At 73.6% G+C, this 26032-nt stretch carries 27 protein-coding genes, 3 tRNA genes and 1 other RNA gene; 17 read left to right on the top strand and 14 right to left on the bottom strand.

Going from position 1 to position 26032, the window contains the following annotated elements; all coding sequences use genetic code 11:
• Positions 1 to 24 precede the first annotated feature (24 nt).
• Together AA0005_RS00820 and AA0005_RS00815 are read left to right on the top strand one after the other, a co-directional pair.
• Positions 25 to 1392, top strand: a complete 1368-nt coding sequence (locus tag AA0005_RS00820; protein ID WP_413451541.1) for a Cpe/LpqF family protein — start codon at positions 25 to 27, stop codon at positions 1390 to 1392.
• Between the two features lies 1 nt (position 1393).
• Positions 1394 to 1660, top strand: a complete 267-nt coding sequence (locus AA0005_RS00815) for an acylphosphatase (protein ID WP_413451540.1) — start codon at positions 1394 to 1396, stop codon at positions 1658 to 1660.
• Positions 1661 to 1681: 21 nt separating this feature from the next.
• Here AA0005_RS00815 and AA0005_RS00810 read toward each other — a convergent pair whose 3' ends face one another.
• Positions 1682 to 2377, bottom strand: coding sequence for a TetR/AcrR family transcriptional regulator (locus AA0005_RS00810; protein WP_413451539.1), 696 nt, complete (start codon positions 2375 to 2377; stop codon positions 1682 to 1684).
• A gap of 97 nt (positions 2378 to 2474) precedes the next feature.
• On the opposite strand from AA0005_RS00810, the gene AA0005_RS00805 reads away from it, so the two are divergent.
• Positions 2475 to 3218, top strand: coding sequence for an SDR family oxidoreductase (locus tag AA0005_RS00805; protein ID WP_413451538.1), 744 nt, complete (start codon positions 2475 to 2477; stop codon positions 3216 to 3218).
• 92 nt (positions 3219 to 3310) lie between these two features.
• Positions 3311 to 3517 carry a tautomerase family protein gene (locus AA0005_RS00800; RefSeq protein ID WP_413451537.1) on the top strand — a complete coding sequence of 69 codons (207 nt, stop codon included), beginning with the start codon at positions 3311 to 3313 and terminating at the stop codon, positions 3515 to 3517.
• Between the two features lie 44 nt (positions 3518 to 3561).
• Here the strand turns inward: AA0005_RS00800 and upp are convergent, their stop codons facing one another.
• Entirely contained in the window at positions 3562 to 4197 is a 636-nt protein-coding gene (upp, locus tag AA0005_RS00795) for a uracil phosphoribosyltransferase (RefSeq protein ID WP_413451536.1), read from the bottom strand.
• Between the two features lie 48 nt (positions 4198 to 4245).
• Here upp and AA0005_RS00790 point away from each other — a divergent pair, with 48 nt between their 5' ends.
• Positions 4246 to 4698: a nucleoside deaminase gene (locus AA0005_RS00790; protein ID WP_413451535.1), complete on the top strand. Its 453-nt coding sequence runs from the start codon at positions 4246 to 4248 to the stop codon at positions 4696 to 4698.
• 183 nt (positions 4699 to 4881) lie between these two features.
• Here the strand turns inward: AA0005_RS00790 and AA0005_RS00785 are convergent, their stop codons facing one another.
• Genes AA0005_RS00785 through AA0005_RS00775 form a run of 3 tightly spaced genes read right to left on the bottom strand, consistent with a single transcriptional unit; the run spans position 4882 to position 7230 of the window.
• Positions 4882 to 5763 carry a Sir2 family NAD-dependent protein deacetylase gene (locus tag AA0005_RS00785; protein ID WP_413451534.1) on the bottom strand — a complete coding sequence of 294 codons (882 nt, stop codon included), beginning with the start codon at positions 5761 to 5763 and terminating at the stop codon, positions 4882 to 4884.
• A 34-nt stretch (positions 5764 to 5797) separates the two neighbouring features.
• The gene (locus AA0005_RS00780) at positions 5798 to 6700 is read right to left on the bottom strand and encodes a methyl-accepting chemotaxis protein (RefSeq protein WP_413451533.1); all 903 of its coding nucleotides are present in this window, start codon (positions 6698 to 6700) and stop codon (positions 5798 to 5800) included.
• Entirely contained in the window at positions 6697 to 7230 is a 534-nt protein-coding gene (locus AA0005_RS00775) for a PAS domain-containing protein (RefSeq protein ID WP_413451532.1), read from the bottom strand. Before AA0005_RS00775 ends, AA0005_RS00780 begins: the two co-directional genes overlap by 4 nt.
• A 105-nt stretch (positions 7231 to 7335) precedes the next feature.
• Between AA0005_RS00775 and AA0005_RS00770 the strand changes: the two genes are divergently transcribed.
• A tRNA-Ser gene (locus AA0005_RS00770) sits at positions 7336 to 7423 on the top strand.
• 41 nt (positions 7424 to 7464) lie between these two features.
• Here AA0005_RS00770 and AA0005_RS00765 read toward each other — a convergent pair.
• Both AA0005_RS00765 and AA0005_RS00760 read right to left on the bottom strand, forming a co-directional pair.
• The gene (locus AA0005_RS00765) at positions 7465 to 8196 is read right to left on the bottom strand and encodes a glutamine amidotransferase (RefSeq protein WP_413451531.1); all 732 of its coding nucleotides are present in this window, start codon (positions 8194 to 8196) and stop codon (positions 7465 to 7467) included.
• 31 nt (positions 8197 to 8227) lie between these two features.
• Positions 8228 to 8716: a DUF4190 domain-containing protein gene (locus AA0005_RS00760; RefSeq protein WP_413451530.1), complete on the bottom strand. Its 489-nt coding sequence runs from the start codon at positions 8714 to 8716 to the stop codon at positions 8228 to 8230.
• Between the two features lie 93 nt (positions 8717 to 8809).
• Here AA0005_RS00760 and AA0005_RS00755 point away from each other — a divergent pair, with 93 nt between their 5' ends.
• Positions 8810 to 10111 carry a uracil-xanthine permease family protein gene (locus AA0005_RS00755; protein ID WP_413451529.1) on the top strand — a complete coding sequence of 434 codons (1302 nt, stop codon included), beginning with the start codon at positions 8810 to 8812 and terminating at the stop codon, positions 10109 to 10111.
• Between the two features lie 7 nt (positions 10112 to 10118).
• Here the strand turns inward: AA0005_RS00755 and AA0005_RS00750 are convergent, their stop codons facing one another.
• From AA0005_RS00750 to AA0005_RS00740, 3 genes are all read right to left on the bottom strand, one after another.
• Positions 10119 to 10751, bottom strand: a complete 633-nt coding sequence (locus AA0005_RS00750) for a LytR C-terminal domain-containing protein (protein ID WP_413451528.1) — start codon at positions 10749 to 10751, stop codon at positions 10119 to 10121.
• Positions 10752 to 10821: 70 nt separating this feature from the next.
• Positions 10822 to 11145 (bottom strand): type II toxin-antitoxin system VapB family antitoxin, encoded by a 324-nt coding sequence (locus AA0005_RS00745; protein WP_413451527.1) that lies wholly within the window; start codon positions 11143 to 11145, stop codon positions 10822 to 10824.
• An 80-nt stretch (positions 11146 to 11225) separates the two neighbouring features.
• A tRNA-Ser gene (locus AA0005_RS00740) sits at positions 11226 to 11310 on the bottom strand.
• A 130-nt stretch (positions 11311 to 11440) separates the two neighbouring features.
• Between AA0005_RS00740 and ffs the strand changes: the two genes are divergently transcribed.
• The 7 genes from ffs to AA0005_RS00705 all read left to right on the top strand — a co-directional run bounded on the left by ffs (position 11441) and on the right by AA0005_RS00705 (position 18666).
• Positions 11441 to 11537, top strand: an RNA gene (ffs, locus tag AA0005_RS00735) — signal recognition particle sRNA small type.
• A gap of 49 nt (positions 11538 to 11586) precedes the next feature.
• On the top strand, positions 11587 to 14025 hold the full coding sequence (locus AA0005_RS00730) for a DNA polymerase III subunit gamma and tau (RefSeq protein WP_413451526.1): 2439 nt from the start codon (positions 11587 to 11589) through the stop codon (positions 14023 to 14025).
• 153 nt (positions 14026 to 14178) lie between these two features.
• On the top strand, positions 14179 to 14778 hold the full coding sequence (gene recR / locus AA0005_RS00725; RefSeq protein WP_413451525.1) for a recombination mediator RecR: 600 nt from the start codon (positions 14179 to 14181) through the stop codon (positions 14776 to 14778).
• Positions 14771 to 15361 carry a DUF5063 domain-containing protein gene (locus AA0005_RS00720; RefSeq protein ID WP_413451524.1) on the top strand — a complete coding sequence of 197 codons (591 nt, stop codon included), beginning with the start codon at positions 14771 to 14773 and terminating at the stop codon, positions 15359 to 15361. The genes recR and AA0005_RS00720 overlap by 8 nt, the downstream gene beginning before the upstream one ends.
• A gap of 50 nt (positions 15362 to 15411) precedes the next feature.
• A complete protein-coding gene (locus AA0005_RS00715) occupies positions 15412 to 16188 on the top strand; it encodes a TSUP family transporter (RefSeq protein WP_413451523.1) in 777 nt (258 codons plus the stop codon).
• Positions 16189 to 16321: 133 nt separating this feature from the next.
• Positions 16322 to 17596 carry an aspartate kinase gene (locus AA0005_RS00710; RefSeq protein WP_413451522.1) on the top strand — a complete coding sequence of 425 codons (1275 nt, stop codon included), beginning with the start codon at positions 16322 to 16324 and terminating at the stop codon, positions 17594 to 17596.
• Positions 17593 to 18666 carry an aspartate-semialdehyde dehydrogenase gene (locus AA0005_RS00705; RefSeq protein WP_413451521.1) on the top strand — a complete coding sequence of 358 codons (1074 nt, stop codon included), beginning with the start codon at positions 17593 to 17595 and terminating at the stop codon, positions 18664 to 18666. Before AA0005_RS00710 ends, AA0005_RS00705 begins: the two co-directional genes overlap by 4 nt.
• Positions 18667 to 18765: 99 nt before the next feature.
• Here AA0005_RS00705 and AA0005_RS00700 read toward each other — a convergent pair whose 3' ends face one another.
• Entirely contained in the window at positions 18766 to 20607 is a 1842-nt protein-coding gene (locus AA0005_RS00700; protein ID WP_413451520.1) for a prolyl oligopeptidase family serine peptidase, read from the bottom strand.
• A 96-nt stretch (positions 20608 to 20703) separates the two neighbouring features.
• Here AA0005_RS00700 and trxA point away from each other — a divergent pair, with 96 nt between their 5' ends.
• The gene (trxA, locus tag AA0005_RS00695) at positions 20704 to 21078 is read left to right on the top strand and encodes a thioredoxin (RefSeq protein WP_413451519.1); all 375 of its coding nucleotides are present in this window, start codon (positions 20704 to 20706) and stop codon (positions 21076 to 21078) included.
• 81 nt (positions 21079 to 21159) lie between these two features.
• Positions 21160 to 21921 carry a DUF3152 domain-containing protein gene (locus AA0005_RS00690; RefSeq protein ID WP_413451518.1) on the top strand — a complete coding sequence of 254 codons (762 nt, stop codon included), beginning with the start codon at positions 21160 to 21162 and terminating at the stop codon, positions 21919 to 21921.
• Between the two features lie 56 nt (positions 21922 to 21977).
• On the opposite strand, the gene AA0005_RS00685 is transcribed toward AA0005_RS00690, so the two are convergent.
• The 3 genes from AA0005_RS00685 to AA0005_RS00675 form a co-directional block, all read right to left on the bottom strand.
• Positions 21978 to 22051 (bottom strand) — tRNA-Pro (locus AA0005_RS00685).
• A gap of 72 nt (positions 22052 to 22123) precedes the next feature.
• Positions 22124 to 23041: a metallophosphoesterase gene (locus AA0005_RS00680; protein WP_413453127.1), complete on the bottom strand. Its 918-nt coding sequence runs from the start codon at positions 23039 to 23041 to the stop codon at positions 22124 to 22126.
• Complete coding sequence (locus AA0005_RS00675) at positions 23038 to 25482, bottom strand: transglycosylase domain-containing protein (protein WP_413451517.1); 2445 nt, start codon at positions 25480 to 25482, stop codon at positions 23038 to 23040. Before AA0005_RS00675 ends, AA0005_RS00680 begins: the two co-directional genes overlap by 4 nt.
• A gap of 209 nt (positions 25483 to 25691) precedes the next feature.
• Here AA0005_RS00675 and AA0005_RS00670 point away from each other — a divergent pair, with 209 nt between their 5' ends.
• Positions 25692 to 26027: a WhiB family transcriptional regulator gene (locus tag AA0005_RS00670; protein ID WP_413451516.1), complete on the top strand. Its 336-nt coding sequence runs from the start codon at positions 25692 to 25694 to the stop codon at positions 26025 to 26027.
• The last annotated feature ends 5 nt before the right edge of the window (positions 26028 to 26032 follow it).

The raw sequence follows: 26032 nt of genomic DNA, 5'->3' as shown, positions 1-26032 counted from the left end.
CAGACGTCTGGGAGGATCGTGACCATGACTCGGGGGAGACGACAGGTCATGCCGGCGGCGCTCGCGCTGCTGCTTCTCGTCGGCGCGTGCGGCGGAGGTGAGTCGGGGGAGCCGGAGGAGACGCCGTCGTCGTCCGCGCCCACCGAGGAGGTGAGCCTCGCCGACGGTGTCACGCTGCCCGACACGCGCGTCGGGGAGGCGACGGCCTGGGTGCTCGAGCAGCTCGCTGCCGACGAGGGCCCGAGCGCGGAGGAGGCCCGGGAGCGCTTCGCCGAGGCCTTCCTCGCGGAAGTCCCCGCTGAGCAGGTGGCCGCCGTCTTCGGCCAGCTCCGGGCGGGTGGCCCCTACGTCGTCGAGGGCTACGACGGCAGCGAGGACGCCGCGCAGCTTCCCCTCGCGGCGGCCGACGGACGCCTGCTCCTCCAGGTCGCCACCGACGCCGACGGCCGGATGACCACCCTCTTCTTCCAGGCGACCCGGCCCGTCCCCGACGTCGCCTCCCTCGCGGACCTCGACGCCGCGCTCGCCGGCCTCGACGCCGAGACCTCCGTCCTCGTCGCCGACGGCGCCACGTGCGAGCCGCTGCACGAGCGGGAGTCCGACGTCGCACGCCCCATCGGCTCGATCGTCAAGCTCTACGTGCTCGACGCCGTGCGCCAGGCCGTCGCCGACGGCACCCTCGCGTGGGACGACACCCTCACGCTCACCGACGACCTGCGCTCCCTGCCCTCCGGCACGCTCCAGGAGGAGCCCGCCGGCCACGAGGTGAGCGTCCGTGAGGCGGCCGAGCTGATGATCTCGATCAGCGACAACACCGCCACCGACCTCCTGATCGACGCCGTGGGGCGCGAGGCCGTGCTCACGGCTGTCGAGCGGCTCGGCCACCACGACCCCGCCCTCCTCACACCCGTCGTCACCACGCGCGAGCTCTTCCAGCTGGCCTTCACCGACCGCGGGCTGCGCGAGCGGTGGGCCGCGGCCGACGCCGCAGGGCGCGAGGAGATCCTCGCCGGGCTGCCCGGCGGGGAGGTGGCCCTCGACCCGGCCCTCGCGCGCGACGTCGTGTGGACCGAGGGGCTGGACTGGTTCGCGACGGCCCAGGACCTGTGCCGCGCCCACGCGGCCCTCCAGGAGACCGGGGACGAGACGGTGCTCGACATCCTCGCGCTCAACCCGGGCGTCGAGCTCCCCGAGGAGTGGGAGGACGTCGCCTTCAAGGGCGGCAGCGCGCCGGGGGAGATGGCAGGCTCGTGGTACCTGGGGTCAGGGGACGGCGAGGGGTACGCCGTCGTCGTCCAGATCGCGGCGACGGACGCCGCCGCGGTTCCCGACGCCGGGTGGATGGCCGGCGTCGTCGGCCAGACTGCCGGGGTGCTCGCCGAGGAGGAGTGAGATGCGGCGCTGCTACGTGACCGTCACCGGACGGGTTCAGGGCGTGGGCATGCGGATGGCCTGCGCCGCGCAGGCGGAGCGCGCCGGTGTGGCCGGATGGGTGCGCAACCTGCCCGACGGCCGGGTCGAGGCCGTCCTCGAAGGGGAGGAGGCTGCCGTCGACCAGGTGCTGCGCTGGCTGCACGAGGGCCCGCCCGCCGCCCGGGTCGAGGACGTCTCCGTGCGCGTCGAGGACCCGCAGGGGGAGCAGGGCTTCACCGTCCGGTAGGGCGGTGCGGACGGGGACGGGTCAGGCCGTCAGCCGCTGCAGCCAGAGGCGGAGCAGGGCCTGCTCCTCGGGCGCGAGCCGGCCGGGAGTGTCCAGGTCGAGCTGGGCGCTCAGCTGCCGGGCGGCGACGACGAGGGGGACCTCCTCCGACGGTGTGGGCGCGTCGGTGAGGACGGCAGCGAAGACGGCGTCGCGCAGACCGTCCGACAGCTCCCGTGCCCCGTAGACGTCGGGCTGGGTCAGCCGGTTCATGGCCAGCCCGACGTTCGCGGACAGGATGAGCGCGGCACTCGCGTCGATCTCTGCCCGCAGCGCACCCCCGGCAGCGCACCGTCGTAGCGCCGCCTTGACGAGCTCGAGCACGCCGTCGCGGGCGGCGCTCGGCACTCCCGGCCGGGGGGAGAACATCAGGCGGTAGATCGCCGGGTGCTCCGCCGCGAAGGCCATGTGGTCGTCCCACCCCGCACGCAGGTCCGCGACCGGGTCGGGCGTGGTCTCGAGCTCCCGCTTGCGGGCGGTGTAGCGCTGCAGTCCCACCTCGGCGAGGGCGTCGAGGAGGCCCTGCTTGTCACCGAAGATCCGGTAGAGCACGGGCTGCGTGACGCCGACGGCGTCGCAGACGGCGCGGGTGGAGATCTCACCGTCCGGCGAGCTGACGAGGAGATCCTCCGCGGCCGCCAGCAGGGCGTCGCGGACGTCTCCAGATCGGGGTGCCATAGCGCCCACCATACCGTCTTGACATCGCCGATACGATCGGTGCTATCGTTGCTATCAACGTTACGCAGAGGGCGTAGCGGCGAAATGGAGGATTGCGATGGACGACAACAACAGCACCCGCGTTGCGATCGTCACCGGTGCCTCTCGCGGCATCGGCCGGGTGGTCGCCGAGCGACTGGCGAGGGGCGGCCTGGCCGTCGTCGTCGGCTACGCCGGGAACGCCGCCGCAGCCGAGGACGCGGTGGCCGCGATCGTCGCGGCCGGCGGCCAGGCGATCGCCGTCCAGGCCGACGTGGCCGATGAGCACGCCGTGGCCGCCATGTTCGACCGGGCCGAGGAGACCTTCGGTGGCGTCGACGTCGTCGTGAACTCCGCGGGGCGGATGGCGCTCTCGACGATCGCCGAGCAGGACCTCGAGGTGCTCGACGCACTGCACCGCACGAACATCCGGGGCGCGTTCGTCGTCGCGCAGCAGGCGGCCAGGCGCGTGCGGGACGGCGGCTCCGTCGTGGCCCTCTCCACCTCCGTCGTCGGCACGCAGTTCCCGACGTACGGGGCCTACGTGGCCAGCAAGAGCGCCGTGGAGGGGATGACGATGATCCTCGCCAGGGAGCTGCGCGGGCGGAACATCACGGTCAACGCTGTCGCCCCCGGCCCGACTGCGACCGAGCTCTTCCTCGACGGCAAGACCGAGGAGCAGGTCGAGGCCCTGGCGAAGGTGCCGCCGCTCGAGCGGCTGGGCACCCCCGAGGACATCGCGCGCGTCGTCGCGTTCCTCGTCAGCGAGGACGGCCAGTGGGTCAACGGGCAGGTCCTGCGTGCGAACGGCGGGATGGTCTGACGGCGGGCGGTCACGTCGTCGTCCCCGGTCCCGCGCTCCGACCACCCGGCCGTCCGGCCGCTCGGTGGTTCCCACCCCGAAGGAGAAGAGTCATGCCCTTTGCCAACCTCAAGGTCCCGGCCGACACCCTCACCCCGGAGTCGAGGAAGAAGCTGCAGGACGCCGTCACCGACGCCTTCGCCGACGTGTACGGCGAGCGGGCCCGCCCGACGACCCTCGTCGTCCTCGAGGAGGTCGCCGCCGGCGGCTGGAGCCTGGGCGGGACGATCCTCGACGCGGAGGTCCTCGGTCGCAGCTGAACACCTGCGAGACGCACAGTCGCAGGCGCGTGGGGTGGGGCGGCTCAGACGACGCCGTAGAGGCGGTCGCCGGCGTCCCCGAGGCCCGGGACGATGTAGGCGTGCTCGTCGAGACGCTCGTCGACCGCGGCGGTGACGATCTTGACCTCACCGCGCGAGCCGACGGCCTCCTCGACGGTCCGCAGACCCTCGGGGGCGACGAGCAGGCAGATCGCGGTGACGTCGCGGGCGCCGCGCGCGAGGAGGTACTCGATCGCCGCGATGAGGGTGTTGCCGGTGGCGAGCATCGGGTCGAGGACGAAGACCTGCCGGCCGCTGAGGTCCTCGGGCAGCCGGTTGGCGTAGGTGATGGCCTCGAGGGTCGTCTCGTCGCGCTGCATGCCGAGGAAGCCGACCTCGGCGGTGGGGAGCAGGCGGGTCATCCCGTCGAGCATGCCGAGGCCCGCGCGCAGGATCGGCACGACGAGCGGCCGGGGCGCGGCCAGGTGCGTGCCGGTGGTGCGGGCGACCGGTGTGGTGATCTCCACCTGCTCGGTCGCCACCTCGCGGGTCGCCTCGTAGGCGAGGAGGGTGACGAGCTCGTCGACGAGCAGCCGGAAGGTGGGGGACTCGGTGCGCTCGTCCCGCAGGACGGTGAGCTTGTGGGCGATGAGCGGGTGGTCCGCGACGTGCAGGCGCATGAGTAGAACGTACCCGTGCCGGAGGGGACGACGTGCAGGATGGGTCCCATGACACCGTGGACCGTGGCGATGAGCACCGCCCTGGAGCTCGCCGAGCGGGCGCTCGCGGGCGGGGACGTGCCGGTCGGCGCCGTCGTCCTCGACGGCGAGGGGCGCGTGGTCGCGACGGCGCACAACCGCTGCGAGGTCGACCGCGACCCTACCGCCCACGCCGAGGTCCTCGCCCTGCGCGCCGCGGCCTCCGCCACCGGCGACGTCCGCCTCGAAGGCTGCACGCTCGTCGTCACCCTCGAGCCGTGCACCATGTGCGCCGGGGCGGTGGTGCTCTCCCGGGTGGCGCGCGTCGTCTTCGGCGCCTGGGACCCCAAGGCCGGGGCCTGCGGCTCGGTGCGCGACGTCGTGCGTGACTCGCGTCTCAACCACCGTGCCGAGGTGGTCGGTGGGGTCGAGGAGGAGCGCTCCGCCCGCCTGCTGCGCGACTTCTTCGCCGCCCGCCGCTGAGCGCCCGCCTCCGGACCCTCCCCTCTCCCCTCCCCGCCTCCCCTCGCCGACAGCCGGATTTTCCGGGCCCGTCCGGCTGCGCGTGTTCTGCGCACAAGGCCGCTGGCGACAAGTGCACTCTCGGCGATAAGTGTGCTGTCGGCGATAAGTGTGCTGTCGGCGGGGGAGTGAGGCAGGCGTGGGTCAGAGGGCCTGGGCGAGGTACGGGAGGGCGAGGGTGGTGCTGACCTCGACCTTGACGGTCGCGAGGTCGTCCCCGCGGGTGTCACCGCGGGTGAGGATGACCACCGGCTTGCCGCCCTTGGCGGCCTGCCGCACGAAGCGCAGCCCGCTCATCACCGCCAGCGAGGAGCCGGCGACGAGCAGCGCGTCGGCCTCGTCGACGATCGCTCGCGCGTGCTCCACCCGGTCGCGCGGCGTCGTGCCGCCGAAGAAGACGACGTCGGGCATGAGCGTGCCGCCGCAGCGCGGGCAGGGCGCCACCCGGAAGTCGGCGGTGCTCTCGAGGGCGGCGTCGGCGTCCGGGGCCACCTCGACGTCGTCGACGTGCTTCTCCCGCCAGCCCGGGTTGAGCGCCGTCAGCGCGGCGTCGTGCGCCTCCCGCGAGAAGGTGCGCCCGCAGTCGCGGCAGACCACCTGGTCGTAGCGCCCGTGGAGGTGGACGACGTTGCGCGAGCCGGCCTTGAGGTGGAGCAGGTCGATGTTCTGGGTGACGACGCCGTTGACGGTGCCCTCGTACTCCATGAGCGCCAGCGCCCGGTGGCCGTCGTTGGGGGCGACGTCGCGCAGGAAGCGCCAGCCGAGGTGGTTGCGCGCCCAGTAGTGGCGGCGGTGGGTCTCGGCCGCGAGGAACTCCTGCAGCGTGATGGGCCGCCGCGGCGGGGAGCCGGGGCTGCGGTAGTCCGGCACGCCGGAGTCGGTCGACAGGCCGGCGCCGGTCAGCGCCGCGACCGTCGCGCCGGAGAGGATCTCGACGACGGGAGCGAGCGCGGCCGGGACGTCCTCCGGCTCGGGCCTGGCGGCGTCGGCCGGGGGTGCGACGATGAGCGGGCGTTGCGGGTCCACCAGGCCGAGGCTAACCCGCGCCCGGCGCACCCGCTCAGCCGGCGAAGCTGCCGATCTGCTCACGCAGCGACTGGGCCATCCACGCGAGGCTCGACTCCTCGCCCGTCGTCCTCGCGATCGCCCCGACCTGCCCGTCCATCTCCTCGACCAGGGTCGCGATCCGGCCGATGGCCGCGGCGGCGTCGGCGGCCGCGTCGATCGCCGCGGCCATCTGCTCCCCGATACCCGTCGCGGACCGGGCCGTCTCGTCCGCGAGCGTGCGCACCTCGTGGGCGACGACGGCGAAGCCCTGGCCGGCGTCGCCGGCGCGGGCGGCCTCGATGGTCGCGTTGAGGGCGAGCATCCTCGTCTGGGCGGCGACCTTGGCGATGATCGTCACGGCCTCGGCGGTGCTCGCGGAGGACTCCTCCAGCTGCCGCATGGTCGTGAGGGCGGAGCGGGCCTCGCTCACCGCGGCCCCGGTGGACGCCGCCAGGGTGGACGTCGCCGCGGCGACCTCCCCGAGGTCCACCGTCACCCGCTCCGAGGACGCGATGGCGGACTCGGCGAACTCCGCGCGGGCGGAGACCTGCTGGGCAAGGTGGCCGGCCGCGTCCGCCATCGAGGCGCGCCCGGCGTCGATGCGGCGCGCCCCCTCACGGAAGGCCCCGGGCACACCCTGCTCGAGGAAGCGGCGGTGGTAGCGGCCGTCGGCCGCCGCCGCGAGGGCGGCCTGCGACTCCCGGACGAAGGCGTCGACGACGTCGAGCAGCCGGTTGACGCCGTCGCGCAGCGCCGCGTGCTGCGGGTCAGTGCCGAGCGGGGGGACGCGCGCCTCGAGGTCCCCGCCCGCCGCGCGCTCGACGACCCCGGTGAGCGCCGCCGTCGCCGCGCGGTGCGCCGCGAGCTGGGCCTCGAGCTCGGCGATCCGGGCCGCGTCACGTGCCGCGCGCCTCATGCCGCCGCCCCCGTGATGAGCTCCCAGACGAGCTCGTCGTAGCTCTGCCCCTCGAGCGCGTCCTCCAGGACGGCGCGCGAGGCGGCCGCGGCGTCGACGGCCCGCCGGTGCCCGGCCTCCGCGGCCCGCATGCGCGCGTAGAGCGGCTCCACCCGGGCGACGGCCGCCGGTGCGGGGGAGCGCCGGTTGGAGTGGTAGCCGACGACGGCGCCGCTCGCGTCCCGAGTCGGCGTCACGTGGGCGAGCACCCAGTAGTACGCGCCGTCGGCGGCGAGGTTGTTGATGTAGGCGAAGATCTCATCGCCCCTCTCGAGGGTCTCCCACAGCAGGTGGAAGACGCCGCGCGGCATGTCGGGGTGGCGGATGATGCTGTGCGGCTGGCCGAGGAGCTCCTCCTCGCGGTAGGCCGACACCCTGAGGAAGACGTCGTTGGCGTAGGTGATGCGGCCCTTGAGGTCGGTCTTGGAGACGATGAGCTCGTCCCGGCCGAACCGACGCTCTTCCTGCCGTGTCCTCGCGATGTCACTCACCCCTGCTCGTAGCTGCTCACCGACCTATCGGCAGGGGCGCCGCGTCCATGAGGAGCTCGGGTGGATTGGGAGCACGGGGAGCGGGCCGGTACACTCGGTCGCCGAGGTAGCGTGTCCGAGCGGCCGAAGGTGCAGCACTCGAAATGCTGTGTGGTGCAAGCCACCGTGGGTTCAAATCCCACCGCTACCGCCAGCGCGGCCCGGGTCCCCACGCGGGGGCCCGGGCCGTTGCCGTCAGTCCGCGTAGCGCGCCACGAAGTTCGTCAGCACCCGACCGGCCGCGGTGACGTCCGCGGCCGCGACCTCCCGGTAGACCGCGTCGAACTCCTCGGGGTCGAAGTAGCCGGCGTGCCGGTAGACGGTCATCCGCTCGACGAGGGCCTCGAGGGTGAGCTCGGGGTGGAACTGGGTGCCGTAGAGGTTGCTCCGCACCCGGAACATCTGGACCGGGCAGTGCTCGGAGGTCGCGAGGATGACGGCGGTCTCCGGCAGGTGCGTGCACGCCTCCTTGTGGCCGACGTAGCCCTGGAAGGACTCCGGCAGGCCGGCGAGCACGGGGTCGGCCCGGCCCTCGTCGGTCAGCGTGATGACCGGGGCGCTGATGGGCTCGGCGTAGGTGCCGTCGAGGACCCCGCCGATGTGCCGGGCGAGGGTGCCGATGCCGTAGCAGGCACCGAAGAAGGGGTAGTCCCGCTCGACGAGCACGTCGAGGAACCCGCTCAGCTCGGCCTCCACCCGGCGCTGAGTGTCGCTCTTGTGCTCGTCGGGGACCGAGCTGGTGAAGGGGCTGCCGCCGAGGATGATGCCCGAGTAGTCCGCGAGCTCGATCTCCGGGAGCGGCTCCGCCTCGAGACGCAGCCAGTGCAGCTCGTGCTCCTCGAGCCCGCCGAGGTCGAGCATCGACGCGTACTCGGAGGCGGCGGCGTCGTCCTCGGAGCGGGTGGAGATGAGCAGGAAGGGCTTCACATCCGCAGGCTACCCGCGGCCCACGGCTCCTTCAGAGGAGCGACCGCGTGGAGAGGAAGAGGAGGAACAGCCCGAGCCAGACGGCCGTCATCGCGTACCCGAGCGCGAGCCCGGCGATCGCCAGGCCGCGTCCGCCGTCGTAGGAGGTGCGCAGCCGGCGCAGGCCGAGGTGGCCGAGGGCGACGGCGAACAGGCAGATCCCGGGGACGATCACCCCGACGACGCCGAGCACCATCGCGGCCGCCGCCACCCGGTCGTTGCGGTAGGCGGGACTGTCGTAGCCGGGCCCGCCGAGCACCCTGTCGCGGTGCCGCGCGTCCGCTGCGAAGGGATCGTGCGGCGGGTAGCCCGGCGCCGCGGACGGGGTCCCTGGCGACTGCGCCGCGTACGGATTGCCCGCGGACGGCGACGGCGCCGCGTACGGGTCGTACCCGGGCGAGGGCGGGCGGGCCGGCGCGGGAGGCTCGGCGTCCGGCGTCCCGCCGTCGCGTCCCGGTGCTCGCCACAGGCCCTCATCCACCCGCCAAGGATTGCACGCTGGGACGTGGCCCGGGCGGCCCCACGGGTGGCGCTAGTCTGCGCGGCGGGGATCCACTCGGCGAAGGGCAGCAGCATGGCGATCTGGACGGTTCACGGGGACGGGGTCAGGGTCGGCCCGGGCGAGGTCGTCGGCCCGCGCGAGCGGCTGAGCTGGCCGCGCACGATCGGCATCGGCGCCCAGCACGTCGTGGCGATGTTCGGGGCCACCTTCCTCGTCCCGCTCATCACCGGCTTCCCGCCCTCGACCACCCTCTTCTTCTCCGCCGTCGGCACGCTGCTCTTCCTCGCGATCACCCGCAACCGGGTGCCCAGCTACCTCGGCTCGAGCTTCGCGTTCATCGCCCCGATCGGTGCGGCGACCGAGGTGGGCGGCATGCCCGCGGCGCTCGGCGGCATCCTTGTCGTCGGTGTCCTGCTCGCCCTCGTCGGGCTGCTCGTCCACTTCGCGGGGGCGCGGTGGATCGACGTCGTCATGCCGCCGATCGTCACCGGCACCGTCGTCGCCCTCATCGGCTTCAACCTCGCCCCGAGCGCGTGGAACAACGTGTCCACGGCGCCGGTGACGGCGCTGGTGACCATCGCCGTCGTCGTCCTCGTCACGGTGCTCTTCCGCGGGATCATCGGCCGCCTCGCGATCCTCGTCGGGGTCCTGGGCGGCTACGTCGTCGCTGTCCTGCGCGACGAGGTCGACTTCACCCGCGTGGGCGAGGCGGCGTGGTTCGGGCTGCCGACTTTCACCGCCCCCAGCTTCGACCTGTCGGTCATGGGGCTGTTCGTGCCCGTCGTCATCGTCCTCATCGCAGAGAACATCGGCCACGTGAAGTCGGTGGCGGCGATGACGGGGGAGAACCTCGACGGCGTCACCGGCCGCGCGCTCCTCGCCGACGGCCTGGCCACCACCCTCGCCGGCGCGGGCGGCGGCTCCGGCACGACGACCTACGCCGAGAACATCGGCGTCATGGCCGCGACCCGCGTCTACTCCACCGCCGCCTACGGCGTCGCCGGCGTCGTCGCGCTGCTGCTCAGCATGTCCCCGAAGTTCGGCGAGCTCATCAACACGGTGCCCGCCGGGGTGCTCGGCGGCGCCGCCACGGTCCTCTACGGGATGATCGGCGTGCTCGGCGCGCGGATCTGGGTGCAGGCCAAGGTCGACTTCTCCGACCCGGTCAACCTCACGACGGCGGCCATCGCGCTCATCGTCGGCATCGCGAACTACACGTGGGTGGCCGGGGACCTGCGCTTCGAGGGCATCGCGCTCGGGACCGCGGCCGCGCTCGGCGTCTACCACGTCATGCGGGCGCTGGCCCGGTGGCGCGGGACGAGCGCCGAACCGGCGAGCCCGGCCTCGGTGCCGGACGCCGCCCGCGAGGGCTGAGCGGGGCTCAGCCGGCCGCGGGCACCTCGTCCTCGGCCGGCTCGCTCGGGACGGGCACGGGCGTGCAGCCCGGCGGCGGGGTGAGCGGCTGCTCGGGGTCGATGGCCGCGGCCTCCGGCGGCGGGACCTCGGTGAAGGAGCCGCCGAGGACGACGTCGATCGTGCCGTCGTCGCGGCCGTCGAGCGTGACGGTGGCGCCGGGGACGAGCTGGGCGACGGTGTAGGCGGCCTGCAGCCCGCGCGGGCCGCTGACGATGTTGGCGACGGCGTCGAGGTTGCCGGTGTAGTTGCCCTCCTGGGAGATGACGACCCCGTACTGCGCCAGCCCGCTGGCGGTGCGTGCCGCCAGGCCCGTCTGGTCCGTCGCGTTGAAGACGTTGGCGGTGATCTCGCCGTACGGCGCGGGCAGCGCGTCGGCGGGCGGGCACGGCACGTTCGAGCTCGCGGCCTCGGTGGGCTCGGGGGAGCTGAAGGGACGCGCGAAGGGCGAGGGGATCACGTTGCCCCACATCGCCGCGGCCACCAGCGCCACCGCGAGCATCGCGGTGATGAGGATCCCGAAGATCAGGGTCTGGCGCTGCTGGAGGTGGCGGCGTCGGGCGGCTCGGCGTCGGGCGGCCTCGGCAGGGTCAGTCGTCACAGGCCAAAGGTAGTGCGTCGCCCGCCCTCGGCGTGAAACCGCCGGGCCACCGAGACGCGGCCGGCGTTGCTCAGCCGGTGGTGAGGACGGTGCCGTCGACGTCCAGCTCGAGGACGCGGGCGTGGACGTGGAGCCGTGCCTGGAGGGCCGCGCGCAGCGCCCGGTGCAGGCCGTCCTCGAGGTAGAGGGTGCCGCGCCAGGAGACGACGTGGGCGAAGAGGTCGCCGTAGAAGGTCGAGTCCTCGGCCAGGAGGTGGCGCAGGTCGAGCTCGCTCTTGGTGGTGACGAGCTCGTCCAGCCGGACCTGCCGCGGTGCCACCGCGGCCCAGTCCCGGGTGGTCTCCACGCCGTGGTCCGGGTAGGGACGGCCATCGCCGACTGCCTTGAAGATCACCCGTCGATAGTAGGTGGCGGGACGCCGCGAGGGGAGATGCGAACGGGCCCGCCGGTCAGCCGGCGGGCCCGTTCGTGCTGCGGAGGATGGGGGATTCGAACCCCCGAGGGCGTTAACCCAACACGCTTTCCAAGCGTGCGCCATAGGCCACTAGGCGAATCCTCCTGGCGGGTCGAGGGTACCCGAGGTCGGGCCCCGGATCGAACCGCCGGCGACCAGGTGTGCGCCATCCCTCACCCGGCCGGGTGTTCGCGGGGGGCGGGTGGACCCGCCGTCGTCGTCCGTTAGACTTGATCGCGACCCCTCGTGCGGCGTCACCTCACTGAACTCCCCCAGGGCCGGAAGGCAGCAAGGGCAGGTGAGCTCTGGCGGGTGCGCGAGGGGTCCTTGCATTCCCACAAGGGCGTACACGGTGTCAGCGAAGACGCCTAGAGTTCTGGGGTGAGCACCGCCCTGTACCGCCGCTACCGGCCCGAGACCTTTGCGGACGTCATCGGCCAGGAGCACGTGACCGACCCGCTCCGGGCCGCGCTGCGCGCGGACCGCATCACCCACGCGTACCTCTTCTCCGGCCCGCGCGGCTGCGGGAAGACGACGTCGGCACGCATCTTCGCGCGCTGCCTCAACTGCGCCGAGGGCCCCACCGACACCCCCTGCGGGACCTGCCCGAGCTGTGTCGAGCTCGCGCGCGGGGGCGCCGGCTCCCTCGACGTCGTCGAGATGGACGCCGCCTCGCACGGTGGCGTCGACGACGCCCGCGAGCTGCGGGAGCGGGCCGCCTTCGCCCCGGCCCGCGACCGCTACAAGATCTTCATCATCGACGAGGCCCACATGGTGACGAGCCAGGGCTTCAACGCGCTGCTCAAGCTCGTCGAGGAGCCGCCGGCGCACGTGAAGTTCGTCTTCGCGACGACGGAGCCGGAGAAGGTCATCGGGACGATCCGCTCCCGCACCCACCACTACCCCTTCCGGCTCGTGCCGCCGGAGCGGCTGCAGGCCTACCTCGAGGAGCTGTGCACCGCCGAGGGCGTGCAGGTGGAGACCGGGGTGCTGCCGCTCGTCGTCCGCGCGGGCGGCGGGTCGGTGCGTGACTCGCTGTCGGTGCTCGACCAGCTCATCGCCGGCGCGCAGGACGGCGAGGTCAGCTACGAGCGCGCCGTCGCCCTCCTCGGCTACACCCACGCGACCCTGCTCGACGACGTCGTCGACGCCCTCGCCGCGCGCGACGGCGCCAGCCTCTTCCGGGTGGTCGACCGCGTCATCGACTCCGGGCACGACCCCCGGCGCTTCGCCGAGGACCTGCTCGAGCGCATCCGCGACCTCGTCGTCATCGCCGTGTCGGGGGAGCACGCCGTGTCGGTGCTGCGCACCCTGCCCAGCGACCAGTTCGAGCGGATGCGCGTGCAGTCCCAGCAGCTCGGCCCCGCCGAGCTCACCCGCGCCGGTGACCTCCTCAACGAGGCGCTCACCGAGATGAGCGGCGCCACCTCCCCGCGCCTCCAGCTCGAGCTCCTGTGCGCGCGACTGCTGCTCCCCGGTGCGGACGACGCCGCCCGCGGCCACGCCGCCCGGCTCGACCGCATCGAGCGGCACCTGTCCGCCGGTGGTGGCGTGCCCGTTCAGGCCGCGCCGGGCGCCGTGCCCGCTCCGGCTCCCGTGCCCGCGCCCGCTCAGTCGGCGCCGGCCGCCGCGCCTGCGGCCCAGGTGTCCCAGCCCGCTCCCGAGCGGCCGGCGTCGCCCGAGCCTGCGCCCGCACCGCACGCGGACTCGCGCGCAGTGGAGGAGCCGGCGCCGCAGCGCGGTGTCGCTGAGAGCACCTCGGAGCCGGCTGGCGCCGTGGCCCCGGAGCCTGCCGACGCCCCGGCCGTCGAGGACGCTCCCGAGCCGGCCGACGCCCCGGCCGCCGCGGACCCACCCCGCCCGGCCCCGGACGCGACCACCGAGGAGCCGGCCGAGCAGGCTCCTGCCGAGGAGGCTCCCGCGACCAGGGAGCCGGCCGGCCACGCCCCGGCTCCAGCCACCGCGCCGGAGCAGGACCGTGCCCCCGCGCGTCCCGCCTCGCCGGAGGCCGAGCGTCCGGCCCCGCAGGGCCGGCCGGGCACCCCGGAGCCCGGCCCCCGGAGCGAGAATGCCTGGGCGAACGCGGCCCAGCGGACCCCCGCCGCAACGTCGGGCGGCCCGGCAGCCCCGGCGGCTGCCTCGCCCAGCGCGGACGCCGACCTCATCCGCCGCCGTTGGCCCGAGGTGCTCTCCACCCTCGCGCGCTTCAAGCGCACCACCTGGGCACTGGTCTCCCAGAACGCCCAGGTGGGCGAGGTCTCCGGCGGCGTGCTCCACCTCGCCTTCGCCACCTCCGGCCTCGCGCACACCTTCGGCAGCGGCGCGCACAGCGAGCACCTCCAGCGCGCGCTCAGCGAGACGCTCGGCGTCCAGCTGCGCATCGAGCCGGTCCTCAGCCAGGCCGCGGAGGGCGGCAGGCAGGGCGAGGCGCCCTACGCCGCCCCCGCCCCCGTCGCCTCCACCGGCTGGGGGGCGCCCGAGCCGGAGCCGGCCCGGGACGCCTGGACGGAGCCCGCTCCCGAGCCCCCCGCCGACTGGGGCGAGCCCACCGCGGCTCCCCGCGCACCGGCCGCCCCGCCCGAGGCCCACCGGGCGTCCTCGCCCTCGGCCGGGTCGCCGTCCTCGGCCCCGCGCCGCGACTGGTCCGCGGACTCCTCCCGGGGTGCGCCGCCCAGCGCCCCCGAGCCCGCCCCCGCCACCCGGATCGCGCCGGCCGACGACGTCGCGAGCATGGACGACCCCGACGCCGAGAACTCCGGCCTCGTGGGTGCGCCGCTCATCGAGCGCATGCTCGGCGGCACGATCATCCACGAGGAGTAGCCCACGCCGGCGAGGCCGCCTGCCAGCGAGCGCACGTAAAAGTACCGAGCGCGGGTGGCATATCCCTAGCGGTCGTCGGTGTCGCGTGCGGTCGGCGCGCGGGGCTGGTCGCTCCGGCGCCCCGGTGTCACCGGGGCGACGTAGGCTGTCGGGGTGTACGAAGGCGCGGTGCAGGACCTCATCGACGAGCTCGGTCGACTCCCCGGGATCGGGCCCAAGAGTGCCCAGCGGATCGCCTTCCACGTCCTGGCGGCCGAGGCCGCGGACGTCGAGCGGCTCGCGCACGTCCTCACCGAGGTCAAGAGCAAGGTCCGCTTCTGCGAGGTGTGCGGCAACGTGTCCGAGGGGGAGCGCTGCCGGATCTGCAGCGACCCCCGCCGCAGCGACGAGGTCCTGTGCGTCGTCGAGGAGGCCAAGGACGTCGTCGCCATCGAGCGCACCCGCGAGTTCCGCGGGAAGTACCACGTGCTCGGCGGCGCCATCAACCCGATCAACGGCATCGGCCCGGACAACCTCCGCATCCGCGAGCTCATGACCCGCCTGGCGGACGGCACCGTCACCGAGGTCATCCTCGCCACCGACCCGAACATCGAGGGCGAGGCCACCGCCACGTACCTCGCGCGCATGCTGCGCGGCATGGGTGTCCCGGTCTCCCGCCTCGCGTCCGGCCTGCCCGTTGGCGGTGACCTCGAGTACGCGGACGAGATCACCCTGGGTCGGGCCTTCGAGGGGCGCAGGAGGATCGATGCCTGAGAACGCCGACCAGACGGCGGAGGTCGCCGACCTCCACGCGCTCGCCGGGGCGATGGCCGCCGAGTCCGAGCGCTTCCTCGAGACCGTCACGCAGGTCGCCGCCGGCGCGCACCCGGACCTCGCGATCTCCCTGCTCCTCCTCGCCCTCGCGGACCTCAGCGCCGCCGGGGCACGCCTGGGGGCCGTCACCGACGTCGTCCCGCCCCAGCGCTTCGAGCCCGACGACGGCGCGGAGCCGGACGCCGACCCGCTGCGGCTCGGTCTGGCGAACGTCTTCGACGGGCTCGACGAGTACCGCGAGGTGCCCGACCCGCTCGTCGACAACGCCTCGGTCACCGGCATGCTCTCCGCCGACATTGCCGAGGTGGCGCTCGCGTTGCGTCGGGGGCTCATCCACCACCGCGCCGGCAACGTCATCGAGGCCCTGTGGTGGTGGCAGTTCTCCTACCTGTCCAACTGGGGCGACCGGGCCGCCGCTGCGCTGCGGGCGCTGCTCTCGGTGCTCTCCCACGTCCGCCTCGACGTCCCCGCGGACGTCGCCGCCGACGCCGAGTTCGACGCCCTCCACGGCGACGGCAGCTAGCCGCACCCCCTGCTTACCGCCGAGAGTGCACTTGGCGGCAGGATGGGCGGGTGCCTCTCGAGCTGGACGTCCTCGGACTCGTCCTCCTGCTGCTGGCCGGCTTCACGGCCGGCTGGGTCGACGCCGTCGTCGGCGGTGGCGGGCTGATCCAGCTGCCGGCGCTGCTCCTCGTACCGGGCATCACCCCGGTGCAGGCGCTGGCGACCAACAAGGTCGGTTCGATCATGGGCACCTCGGTCAGCGCCCTCACCTACTACCGGCGGGTGGGCCCGGACCTGCGCACGGCGGCGCCGATGGCGCTCGCCGCGCTCGCCGGGGCCTTCGGTGGCGCGGTGCTGGCCGCGCAGATCCCCGCCGAGCTCTTCACCCCGATCATCCTCGTCGTCCTCCTCGGGGTGGCCGCCTGGACCATCGCCCGGCCCAAGATCGGCGCACAGACCGACCTGCGGTGGAGCGGGCGGGGCCACCACCTGGCCGCGGCCGGCGTCGGCCTGGTCATCGGCGCCTACGACGGGCTGCTCGGCCCCGGCACCGGCACGTTCCTCGTCATCAGCCTCGTCTCCGTCCTCGGCTACGCCTTCCTCCCCGCCTCGGCGCTGGCGAAGATCGTCAACTTCGCGACCAACGCCGGCGCACTCATGTTCTTCGTCCCCCACGGCGCCGTCCTGTGGGGGCTGGGCCTCGCGCTCGGCGCGGCCAACCTCACCGGCGGCTACCTCGGGGCCCGGATGGCCGTGGCCAAGGGCAGCGGCTTCGTGCGCGTCGTCTTCCTCGTCGTCGTCCTCGCGCTCATCGCCCGCCTGGGCTGGGACGTGCTCAGCGGGTGAGGCTTGGCACAGCCTTTCCAGTCGGCGGACACTTAGGTGACCGAGATCTGAGATCGACCTAGACTGTGCTGCGTTCTCGGGGCCGCGCCCCTCCCGGCCGGCTCCACCTGTACCCAACCAGCGGAGCCCTCCCGTGCCCCTTGTCGTGCAGAAGTTCGGCGGTTCGTCCGTCGCCGACGCCACCAGCATCAAGCGCGTCGCGAAACGGATCGTCGAGACCAAGGAGGCCGGCAGCGACGTCGTCGTGGTCGTGTCGGCCATGGGGGACACCACCGACGAGCTGCTCGACCTGGCCGCCTCCGTCACCGGCAAGCCGTCCGAGCGCGAGCTCGACATCCTTCTCACCGCCGGTGAGCGGATCTCGATGTCGCTGCTCGCCATGGCGATCAGCGAGCTCGGTGTGCCCGCCCGCTCCTACACCGGCCAGCAGGCCGGCGTCCTCACCGACGCCGCCCACGGCAAGGCCTCGATCGTCGGGGTCGTGCCCGAGCGCATCGCGCGCACCCTCAAGGAGGGAGGCGTCGCGATCGTCGCCGGCTTCCAGGGCGTCTCGGAGAACCAGGACGTCACGACCCTCGGCCGCGGCGGCTCCGACACGACCGCCGTCGCCCTCGCGGCCGCGCTCGACGCGGACGTCTGCGAGATCTACACCGACGTCGACGGCCTGTTCACCGCCGACCCCCGCATCGTGCCCACCGCCCGCCAGATCACCTCGATCACCACCGAGGAGACCCTGGAGATGGCGGCGCACGGCGCCAAGATCCTGCACCTGCGAGCGGTCGAGTACGCCCGCCGCTACGGGGTGCCCATCCACGTGCGGTCCTCGTTCTCCTCCAAGGTGGGGACCTGGATCAGCAGCGACGACTCCCAGACCGAGGAGAGCAGCATGGAAGACCCGATCATCGCCGGGGTCGCCCACGACCGCAGCCAGGGCAAGATCACCGTCAAGGGCGTCCCCGACGTCCCCGGCGCCGCAGCGCGCCTCTTCGCGGTGGTCGCCGGCGCCGGCGCCAACGTCGACATGATCGTCCAGAACGTGTCCTCCGCGTCGACCGGGCTGACCGACATCTCCTTCACCCTGCCCGAGGCCGACGGCCCGGCGACCCTCGCCGCGCTGCGCGCCGCCGCGAGCGACCTGGGCTACGCGGACCTGCGCTACGACGACCAGATCGGCAAGCTCTCCCTCGTCGGAGCCGGCATGCGCTCCCACCCGGGTGTCTCCGCCAAGCTCTTCGGAGCGCTCAGCGACGCCGGCATCAACATCGAGATGATCTCGACCTCCGAGATCCGCATCTCGGTCGTCACCCGCGCCGAGGTGCTCGACGACGCCGTCCGCGCCGTCCACACCGCCTTCGAGCTCGACTCCAGCGAGTCCGAGGCCGTGGTCTACGGAGGGACGGGACGATGAGCACCCACGCAGCAGACCGTGCCGGCGTCACGCTGGCGGTCGTTGGGGCCACCGGGCAGGTGGGGGCCGTCATGCGCGCCATCCTCGAGGAGCGAAACTTCCCGGTCGCCACGATCCGCTACTTCGCCTCGGCCCGCTCGGCGGGCAGGACGCTGCCCTGGAAGGGGCAGGACGTCGTCGTCGAGGACGTCGCGACGGCGGACCTCAGCGGCATCGACATCGCCGTGTTCTCCGCCGGCGGGGCCACGTCCAAGGAGCACGCGCCGCGCTTCGTCGAGGCGGGCGCGCTCGTCGTCGACAACTCCTCGGCGTACCGCAAGGACCCGAACGTGCCGCTCGTCGTCTCCGAGGTCAACCCCCACGCCCTGGAGAGCATCCCCACCGGGATCGTCGCCAACCCCAACTGCACGACGATGGCCGCGATGCCCACGCTCAAGGTGCTCCACGAGGAGGCCGGCCTCAAGCGGCTCGTCGTGTCCACCTACCAGGCCGTCTCCGGCTCCGGCGTCGCCGGGGTGCGTGAGCTCGACACGCAGGTGCGGGCCGCCGTCGAGCAGGACACGACGGCGCTCGCCCAGGACGGCTCGGCCCTCACCCTGCCCGAGCCGCAGACCTACGTCGCCCCGATCGCCTTCGACGTCGTCGCCCTCGCCGGCAGCATCGTCGACGACGGCAGCGAGGAGACCGACGAGGAGCAGAAGCTCCGCAACGAGTCGCGCAAGATCCTCGACCTGCCCGAGCTCGCCGTCTCCGGCACCTGCGTGCGCGTGCCGGTCTTCTCCGGCCACTCGCTGTCGATCAACGCCGAGTTCGAGCGCCCGATCTCCGCGGAGCGGGCCCGCGAGCTGCTCGCGGACGCCCCGGGCGTCGAGCTCGCCGACGTCCCCACGCCCCTGGAGGCGACCGGCAAGGACGCGACCTTCGTCGGCCGCATCCGGCAGGACCAGAGCGTCGACGGCGGTCGCGGGCTGGCCCTGTTCGTCGTCGGGGACAACCTGCGCAAGGGGGCGGCGCTCAACACCATCCAGATCGCCGAGCTCCTGGCGGAGAAGATCCTCGCAAAGGCCTGAGCCCCGGCTCGCCCCACCCCCTCCGCCGAGTACGCACAGACGGTCACCGCGCGGCGCCGGCAGGCGCCCGCTGGTGACCGTTCGTGCGTACTCGGCGGTTCAGGGGGAGAGGTGGCGGCTGACGAAGTCGAGCTGCAGGCGCATCTGGGTCAGCCGCTCGTCCACGACGAGCGAGCCGTGCCCGCCGCCGTACTGGTAGAGCTCGACGACCCCGCCCCGCTCCCGCAGCGCGTCCGCGTAGCGCTGCACCTGGCGCAGCGGGCAGCGAGGATCATTGAGCCCGGCCAGCAGCAGCACCGGCGCCCGGACGTGGTCGACGTAGGTGATCGGACTGGCGGCGGCCCAGGCCTCGGGCGCCTCCTGCGGTGAGCCGCCGAGGAGGGCACGGTCGAGGGCCTGGAGGGTGGACAGCTCGTCCTCGTAGGCGGCGACGTAGTCCGCCACGGGGACGTCCGCCAGCCCCAGCGCCCACCGCTCCGGCTGGGTGCCGAGCCCGAGGAGGGTGAGGTAGCCGCCCCAGGACGCACCGGCGAGCACCGAGCGCCGCGGGTCGAGCGTCCCCTCGGCCACGAGGTGGTCGTGGACGGCGGCGATGTCCGCCAGCTCGGCCCGGCCCACGTCGCCCTCGATCGCGTCGCGCCACCGGGTGCCGTAGCCGGTGGAGCCGCGGAAGTTCACGCTGAGGACGGCGAAACCCTGGTCCACCCAGGCGGCGAGGGTGGGGGAGAAGGAGTCGGTGCGGTGGTCGGCCGGCCCGCCGTGGACGTCGACGACGACCGGGTGCGGTGCCGTCCCCGTCGCCGGCACCCGCAGCAGCGCGTGCACGCTCCCGCCGGGGCCGGGCACGTCGACGTCGCGCACTCCGACGGAGGCACGCGGACGCGGCCCCACCGGGGCGAGGAGCACCCGGCCGGTCGCCGTCGTGCGCACGCTAGGCGGCTCGGCGGCCGAGGACCACGAGTACCAGACCTCGCCGTCAGGGCGGGCCGTCGCGCCGTCGACCGTCCCGTCTGCGGGACCGACGAGGGTGCTGCGGCCGGTGCGCAGGTCGTGGCGGTGCAGGCGGGTGCGGGCACGGTGGTCGACGGCGAGCAGCACGGCGTCCCCGGAGGGGTACCACGTGGCGTCGGCGACCTCGCCGTCGACGTCGAGGGCGAGCTCGCGCCACGCACCGCTGAGGACGTCCCACACCGCCGCCCGCGGCGTGCCCGTGCGCTCGTGGAGGACGAGGAGGCGGGAGTCACCGGGGAGCGGCGGGAAGTCCAGCGCCCACAGGCCGCGCCCGGGTCCGTCGTCGAGCGCGGCCACCGTGGCGCCCGTGTCCGCCGACAGCACGCGCAGGCCCGGGTGGCGCGGGTCGCCGCCCTCCGCGTGCCCGACGGCGAGGAGGTTGCCGTCGTCGCTCAGCGCCGCCGCCTCGGCGTCGTGCTCCCCCGCGTAGAGGAGGACGGGCGCCGCGGTGGGCGAGTCGAGGAAGACCTGGTGGATGGTCGTCCCGGCGTCGGGGTCGGTGCGGCCGACGACGCCGGTCCCGTCCCGCGCGAGGTGCAGGCCGGCCTGGTACCCCGGCCGCAGGGGCAGCGGGGTCTCCGCCCGGCCGGGTGGGGAGCCGAAGGGCTGGCGCCGCCAGGTGCCCCACTCGTCGCCGTCGGTGTCGTCGAACCACCACAGCCACCGGCCGGCGGGGTCGATCGTCGCGTCCGTCGTCCCGGCTGGTCGGTCGGTCGCGGCCACGAGGCGGCCGGTGCGCGCCTCCCACGAGTGCACCTGCGGGCGCCCGTCGACGGTCGCGACGACGCAGGCACGGTCGGGCGCGTCGCGCGCCCACTCGGGGACCTCGACCTCCGGTGCCCGGAAGCGCTGCTCCCACACGGGAGGCGGCCAGCCGGTGCTGCGCGCGCCGCGCGTGCGCGGGCCGCGGGAGCGTGACAACCTCGACATACGCCCAGCGTAGGCACGCGCGCGGGCGGCGGGACGGAATAGTTCTCGGCGCCACGTGTTGACCCGCAGACAGCCCCCGATTCCACAGGAGTGAGCATGGCAACCACCGACGTGACCGCGAGCACGCTCGAGCAGACGATCACCGACAACGACATCGTCCTCGTCGACTTCTGGGCCGACTGGTGCGGTCCGTGCAAGCAGTTCGCACCGGTCTACGAGAAGGCCTCCGAGAAGCACGAGGACATCGTCTTCGCCAAGGTCGACACCGAGGCGGAGCAGCAGCTCGCCGCCGAGGCCGGCATCACCGCCATCCCCACGCTCATGGCCTTCCGTGAGGGCGTGCTCGTCTTCTCCCAGGCCGGCGCCCTGCCCGGCCCGCAGCTCGAGCAGCTCATCGACCAGGTCAAGGGCCTGGACATGGAGGACGTCCGCGCGAAGGTGGCCGAGGCCCAGGCGGCCGAGCAGGCCTGAGACACCCCGGCGACGTCCGCCGCGTCGCAGCGGCCCACGGGGCCGCGCGAGGCGGGGACGCCGCCGCCCGAGTGAGGTGAGATGAGACGCGCGTCCGGGGTCGCGACCGCGCTCGTGGCGCTCGCGACCGTGCTGAGCCCCGCCGCCTCACCTGAGCCGGAGCCCGTGCCCACCGGCGAGGTGGGCGACCCGTGGGTGGCTCCCGAGGTCCTCGGCGGCAGTGCTGCGCCGGACGTCGACTGGGAGCCGCCCGCCAAGGCGCCCACGCTCACCTTCCTCACCGAGCAGGGCGGGCTGTGGCGCACAGACGTGCCCCCCGACGCCGGCGGGCGCCTGCGCACCGTCACCGGCACCGACCCCGCTCCCCACGAGGCGGAGCGGGTCGTCACGGTGCGGGTGGAGGTCGAGACCGGCCTGGGCGTCGACGGGCGCGAGTTCGCCCGCCAGGTGATGGACACGCTCAACGACCCCCGCGGCTGGGGGCACGACGGCTCGGTCGTCTTCGCGCGCACCGACGGCGAGGCGGACGTCGACGTCACGCTCGCGTCCCCCGCCACCACCGACCGGCTGTGCGCCCCGGTGCCCACCCGTGGCGCCGTCTCCTGCGGACGGGAGGGCTTCGCCGTCCTCAACGCGCTGCGCTGGGCGCAGGGCGCCGAGCCCTTCCTCGCGGCGGGCGGCACGGTGGCGGAGTACCGCCACTACCTCGTCAACCACGAGGTCGGCCACGTGCTCGGCCACGGCCACGCCACCTGCCCCGCCCCCGGGCAGCCGGCGCCGGTCATGCTGCAGCAGACCCTGCATCTGGACGGGTGCCGCCCCAACGGCTGGATCGCCGGCTGAGCCTGGCCGCAGGACGACGAAGGCCCGGAACCTTGCGGTTCCGGGCCCTCTACCGGTCGGGGTGGCGGGATTTGAACCCACGACCTCCTCGTCCCGAACGAGGCGCGCTACCAAGCTGCGCCACACCCCGGTAAAGCCAGTTCAGGATAGCGGAGCACCTGCCCGGGAGTGAAACTGGCACCCCCGCGTGTGAGCGAAGTCGCTACTCGGCGGCCACGAGCTGGAGCAGGCTGACCTCCGGCCGGCAGGCGAAGCGCACCGGCGTGTAGGGGGAGGTGCCCATCCCGGCGGAGACGTTGAGCCACGCGGACGCCTGCCCGCCGGGCCGGTCGGGCCGCGGACCGGGCCACCCGTGCAGGCCACTGGCCCGCTCCCGGTCGAGGTCGCAGTTCGTCACGAGCGCGCCGTAACCGGGTACCCGGAGCTGGCCCCCATGGGTGTGGCCGGCGAGGATCACGTCGGCGCCGTCGTCGACCATCTGGTCCAGCACGCGCGTGTACGGGGCGTGGGAGACACCCACGTGCAGGCTGCCGCGCTCCCCGCCCGGGGCGGGGAAGCGGTCCCGCTCGAGGTGCGGGTCGTCGACGCCGACGAAGGACAGCCGCTGCCCGGCCACCTCGAGGGCGCCGCGGGTGTTGGTGAGGTCGAGCCAGCCGCCGGAGGACAGGACGTCGACGAGCTCGTCCGTGGGCAGCGTCTGCGGCTTCTCACTGGCCTCGCTCCGCCGGGAGGACGGCAGGAGGTAGCGCGCCGGGTTCTTCGGCTGCGGGGCGTAGAAGTCGTTGGAGCCCAGGACGAACACGCCAGGCACCTGGAGCAGCTCGCCCAGCGCCTGCTCCACGGCCGGGACCGCCTCGAGGTGGGCGAGGTTGTCACCGGTGGAGACGACGAGGTCCGGCTCCAGCTCGGCCAGCCGGCGCACCCACTCGCGCTTGAGCCGCTGCGCGGGGGTGAGGTGGAGGTCAGAGACGTGCAGCACCCGCAGCGGCCGGCTGCCCGGCGCGAGCACCGGCACCACGTGGGTGCGCACCGTGAACAGGCGCGTCTCCGTCACGGCCCAGGCGAGGCCGCCGACGGCGGACAGCGCGGCAGCCCCCGCCAGTCGCCCGAGCACGGTCAGTCGTCGTCCCCGCCGTCGGCGCCGCCGTTGTCGTTGCCGCCGTCAGCGTCGCCGGCGTCGGCGCTCTCCTCGCCCTGCTCGCCGTCGGACCGCGAGGCGACGTCACGTCCGCCGCTCGTGTAGATGGTCACCGTCTCCCCACGCCGGGCGCTGCTGCCCGCCTCGGGGACGGTCGCCACGGCCAGGCCCTGCGGCCAGCCGGAGTCCACCGGGTAGCCCATGGCCACGTTGAAGCCGGCGGCCTCGAGGGTGGCGGTGGCCTGCTCGACGGTCTGCCCGCCGATGCTCGGCACCTGCAGGAACTCGCCGCGGACCACGGTGCTGTTCGCGGAGGCGAACTCCTCGATCGGCATGCCCTCGGTGGCCGGCAGCATGTAGGCCTTCCACGTCGGTGCGGCGATGAGGCCGCCGTAGACGCGGTTGCGCCACACGCCGTTGATGACCTCGTCACCCATCGTCTCGTCGGCGTTGGCGTGCCCCATCCACACGGCCGTGGACATCTGCGGGACGAAGCCGATGAACCAGGCGTGCATGTCGTCGTTCGCCGTCCCCGTCTTGCCCGCGCTGGGGCGCGGGGGGATGCGCGCGGGAGAGCCGGTGGAGTCCCACTCGGGGCCCATGACCGCCTGGAGAGCGTGGTTGACGCCGTTGACGACGTCCTCCTCGAGCACCCGCTGGCAGTCCGAGGGCGGGACGGCGATCTCCTCGCCGTTGCGGTCGACCATCCGCGTGATGGCGACCGGCTCGCAGTAGACGCCGCCGGCCGCGAGGGTCGCGTAGGAGTTGGCCATCGACAGGGGGGTCACGGTGTTGGAGCCGAGCACCATCGCCGGGTTGCTCTGCAGGGGCGCCCCGGACCCGGTGCGCACGCCCATGTCCGCGGCGGTGTCGGTGATGTCGCACAGGTCCATCTGCTGGGCCATGACGACGAACGAGGTGTTGATCGACGTTCGGGTCGCCTCGAGGACCGTCTCGACGCCGCCGCCGAAGCCCTCGAGGTTCTTGGGCTCGTAGTTGCCCGGCGGACGGAACGCGGGGTTCTCCGGGTCGTCGCAGGAGATCGTCCACGTGTCGCGCGGGAAGACGCGGTTGGCCGAGTTCACCCGGTCCATGAGGGAGTGGCCGTCCTTGAGCCACTGGACGAGGGTGAAGACCTTGAAGGTCGAGCCGGACTGGAAGCCTGTGCCGCCGCCGTGCGACTGGCCGACGTTGTAGTTGACCTGGGTGGCTCGCGGGTCCGCCTCGTTGGCGACGCCGTAGCGGGTGTTCTGCGCCATCGCGTAGATCCGGCCGGTGCCCGGCTCGATCGAGGACAGCGCCATGGAAATACCGGACGGGTCGTCCACCGGGACCGAGCCGGTGACGGCCGCGAAGGCCGCCTCCTGCTTGGCGGGGTCGAGCGTCGTGTGGATCTCCAGGCCGCCGCGGTTGAGCAGCTGACGGCGGTCCTCGACGGTCTCGCCGTAGGCCTCGTTGTTGAGGATCTCGTTGACGACGTACTGGCAGAAGTACGCGGCGTTGCCGGCGACGGCGCAGCCGCGGGGGGTGTCCTGGACGTTGAGCATGTCCGGCACGGGGACCGCCACGGCCTCGTCGTACTCGGCCTGGGAGATGAACCCCTCGGCGAGCATGCGGCCGAGCACGGTGTTGCGGCGTCGCTCGGCGTTCTCGGGGTTGCCCACCGGGTCCCACTTCGCGGGGTTCTGCGTGATGCCGGCGAGCATGGCCGACTCACCGATGTTGAGCTCGGCCGCCGTCTTGTTGAAGTAGTGGTGCGCCGCGGCCTCGATCCCGTACTGGGAGGGGCCGAACTGGGCGATGTTGAGGTAGCCGGTGAGGATCTCGTCCTTGGACCGCACCTGCTCCAGGGCGATGGCGAGGCGTGCCTCGCGGAGCTTGCGGGCGATGCCCGCGGCGCCCTCGGTCTCCGTCGCGGCCCGGTACAGCTCGGGGTCGTTGTTGACCCGGCTCTCCTCGACCTGGATGTTCTTCACGTACTGCTGCGTCAGCGTCGAGGCACCCTCGAGCTCGCCGCCGCCGAGGTTGCGGGCGACGGCACGCATGATGCCCTCGGGGTCCACGCCGCCGTGGTCGTAGAAGCGGTGGTCCTCGATCGCGACGACCGCGTCCTTGACGTGCTGGGAGATGTCCTCGAAGCCGACGACCACACGGTTCTCCGCGAAGAAGACCGCCATCTCGTTGCCGTTGGCGTCGAACATGACGCTCTGCTCCGAGGGCTCGTCGATCTCCAGCTCGGTGGGGATGTCGTCGAAGAGGTCGGTGGTCGCGTTGCCGACCGCGCCGACGGAGCCGACGGCGGGCAGCAGCAGCCCGGCCGTGAGCACTCCACCGGCCACGGCGATGAGCAGGAACGCGACCATCATGGCGACGAGCTGGACGGGGCGGACGGCGCGCCCGCGCGGCATAGGACGTGAGGCCATTGCTCCAGGGTACGGCGCGTGCCTCCGAGAGTGGACCACGGTGGGGGACATCACCGGATTTCCCTCAGGTTATGGACATCCGAGGCGTGACATGTGACGATTTCGGAAAGGTCACGGTTTCGCCATCGACCTTCCACGGCCGGGCTAAGACGTCTACGGTCGGGGCACACACGAGCGGCAACGATGCCGTGGGACGCAGGAGGTGGGGCATGAGCACTCACGATGACCAGACGTGGGCCGCGCGGGCCGCGTGCCGGGGGATCGAGCCGGACGAGCTCTTCGTCCGCGGGGCGGCGCAGCGGGCCGCCCGCGAGCTGTGCTTCCGCTGTCCGGTCCGGATGGAGTGCCTGGCCGACGCGCTCGACGCGCACGTGACCTTCGGCGTCTGGGGCGGGCTCACCGAGCGGGAGCGCCGGGCGCTGCTGCGCCGCTACCCCGAGGTGCGCTCCTGGGCCGACCGGCTCCAGGACGAGGAGGACGAGATCATCGCCGAGCTGCGTGCCGACCGGGCTCCGCGCATCCTCGCGAAGATCCGGCAGGCCTAGGATGG

The organism is Georgenia phoenicis, from assembly GCF_047302425.1.
Taxonomy (GTDB): Bacteria; Actinomycetota; Actinomycetes; order Actinomycetales; family Actinomycetaceae; genus Oceanitalea.
The sequence above is the reverse complement of the archived record's forward strand: the minus strand, read 5'-3'. Positions and strand labels throughout refer to the sequence as shown.

What these genes read in the sequence shown, in the direction of transcription:
- AA0005_RS00820 (WP_413451541.1), top strand. Translation starts at nt 25, where the DNA reads ATGACTCGGGGGAGACGACAGGTCATGCCGGCGGCGCTCGCGCTGCTG.
- AA0005_RS00815 (WP_413451540.1), top strand. Translation starts at nt 1,394, where the DNA reads ATGCGGCGCTGCTACGTGACCGTCACCGGACGGGTTCAGGGCGTGGGC.
- AA0005_RS00810 (WP_413451539.1), bottom strand. Translation starts at nt 2,377, where the DNA reads ATGGCACCCCGATCTGGAGACGTCCGCGACGCCCTGCTGGCGGCCGCG.
- AA0005_RS00805 (WP_413451538.1), top strand. Translation starts at nt 2,475, where the DNA reads ATGGACGACAACAACAGCACCCGCGTTGCGATCGTCACCGGTGCCTCT.
- AA0005_RS00800 (WP_413451537.1), top strand. Translation starts at nt 3,311, where the DNA reads ATGCCCTTTGCCAACCTCAAGGTCCCGGCCGACACCCTCACCCCGGAG.
- upp (WP_413451536.1), bottom strand. Translation starts at nt 4,197, where the DNA reads ATGCGCCTGCACGTCGCGGACCACCCGCTCATCGCCCACAAGCTCACC.
- AA0005_RS00790 (WP_413451535.1), top strand. Translation starts at nt 4,246, where the DNA reads ATGACACCGTGGACCGTGGCGATGAGCACCGCCCTGGAGCTCGCCGAG.
- AA0005_RS00780 (WP_413451533.1), bottom strand. Translation starts at nt 6,700, where the DNA reads ATGAGGCGCGCGGCACGTGACGCGGCCCGGATCGCCGAGCTCGAGGCC.
- AA0005_RS00755 (WP_413451529.1), top strand. Translation starts at nt 8,810, where the DNA reads ATGGCGATCTGGACGGTTCACGGGGACGGGGTCAGGGTCGGCCCGGGC.
- AA0005_RS00720 (WP_413451524.1), top strand. Translation starts at nt 14,771, where the DNA reads ATGCCTGAGAACGCCGACCAGACGGCGGAGGTCGCCGACCTCCACGCG.
- AA0005_RS00705 (WP_413451521.1), top strand. Translation starts at nt 17,593, where the DNA reads ATGAGCACCCACGCAGCAGACCGTGCCGGCGTCACGCTGGCGGTCGTT.
- AA0005_RS00700 (WP_413451520.1), bottom strand. Translation starts at nt 20,607, where the DNA reads ATGTCGAGGTTGTCACGCTCCCGCGGCCCGCGCACGCGCGGCGCGCGC.
- trxA (WP_413451519.1), top strand. Translation starts at nt 20,704, where the DNA reads ATGGCAACCACCGACGTGACCGCGAGCACGCTCGAGCAGACGATCACC.
- AA0005_RS00690 (WP_413451518.1), top strand. Translation starts at nt 21,160, where the DNA reads ATGAGACGCGCGTCCGGGGTCGCGACCGCGCTCGTGGCGCTCGCGACC.
- AA0005_RS00675 (WP_413451517.1), bottom strand. Translation starts at nt 25,482, where the DNA reads ATGGCCTCACGTCCTATGCCGCGCGGGCGCGCCGTCCGCCCCGTCCAG.
- AA0005_RS00670 (WP_413451516.1), top strand. Translation starts at nt 25,692, where the DNA reads ATGAGCACTCACGATGACCAGACGTGGGCCGCGCGGGCCGCGTGCCGG.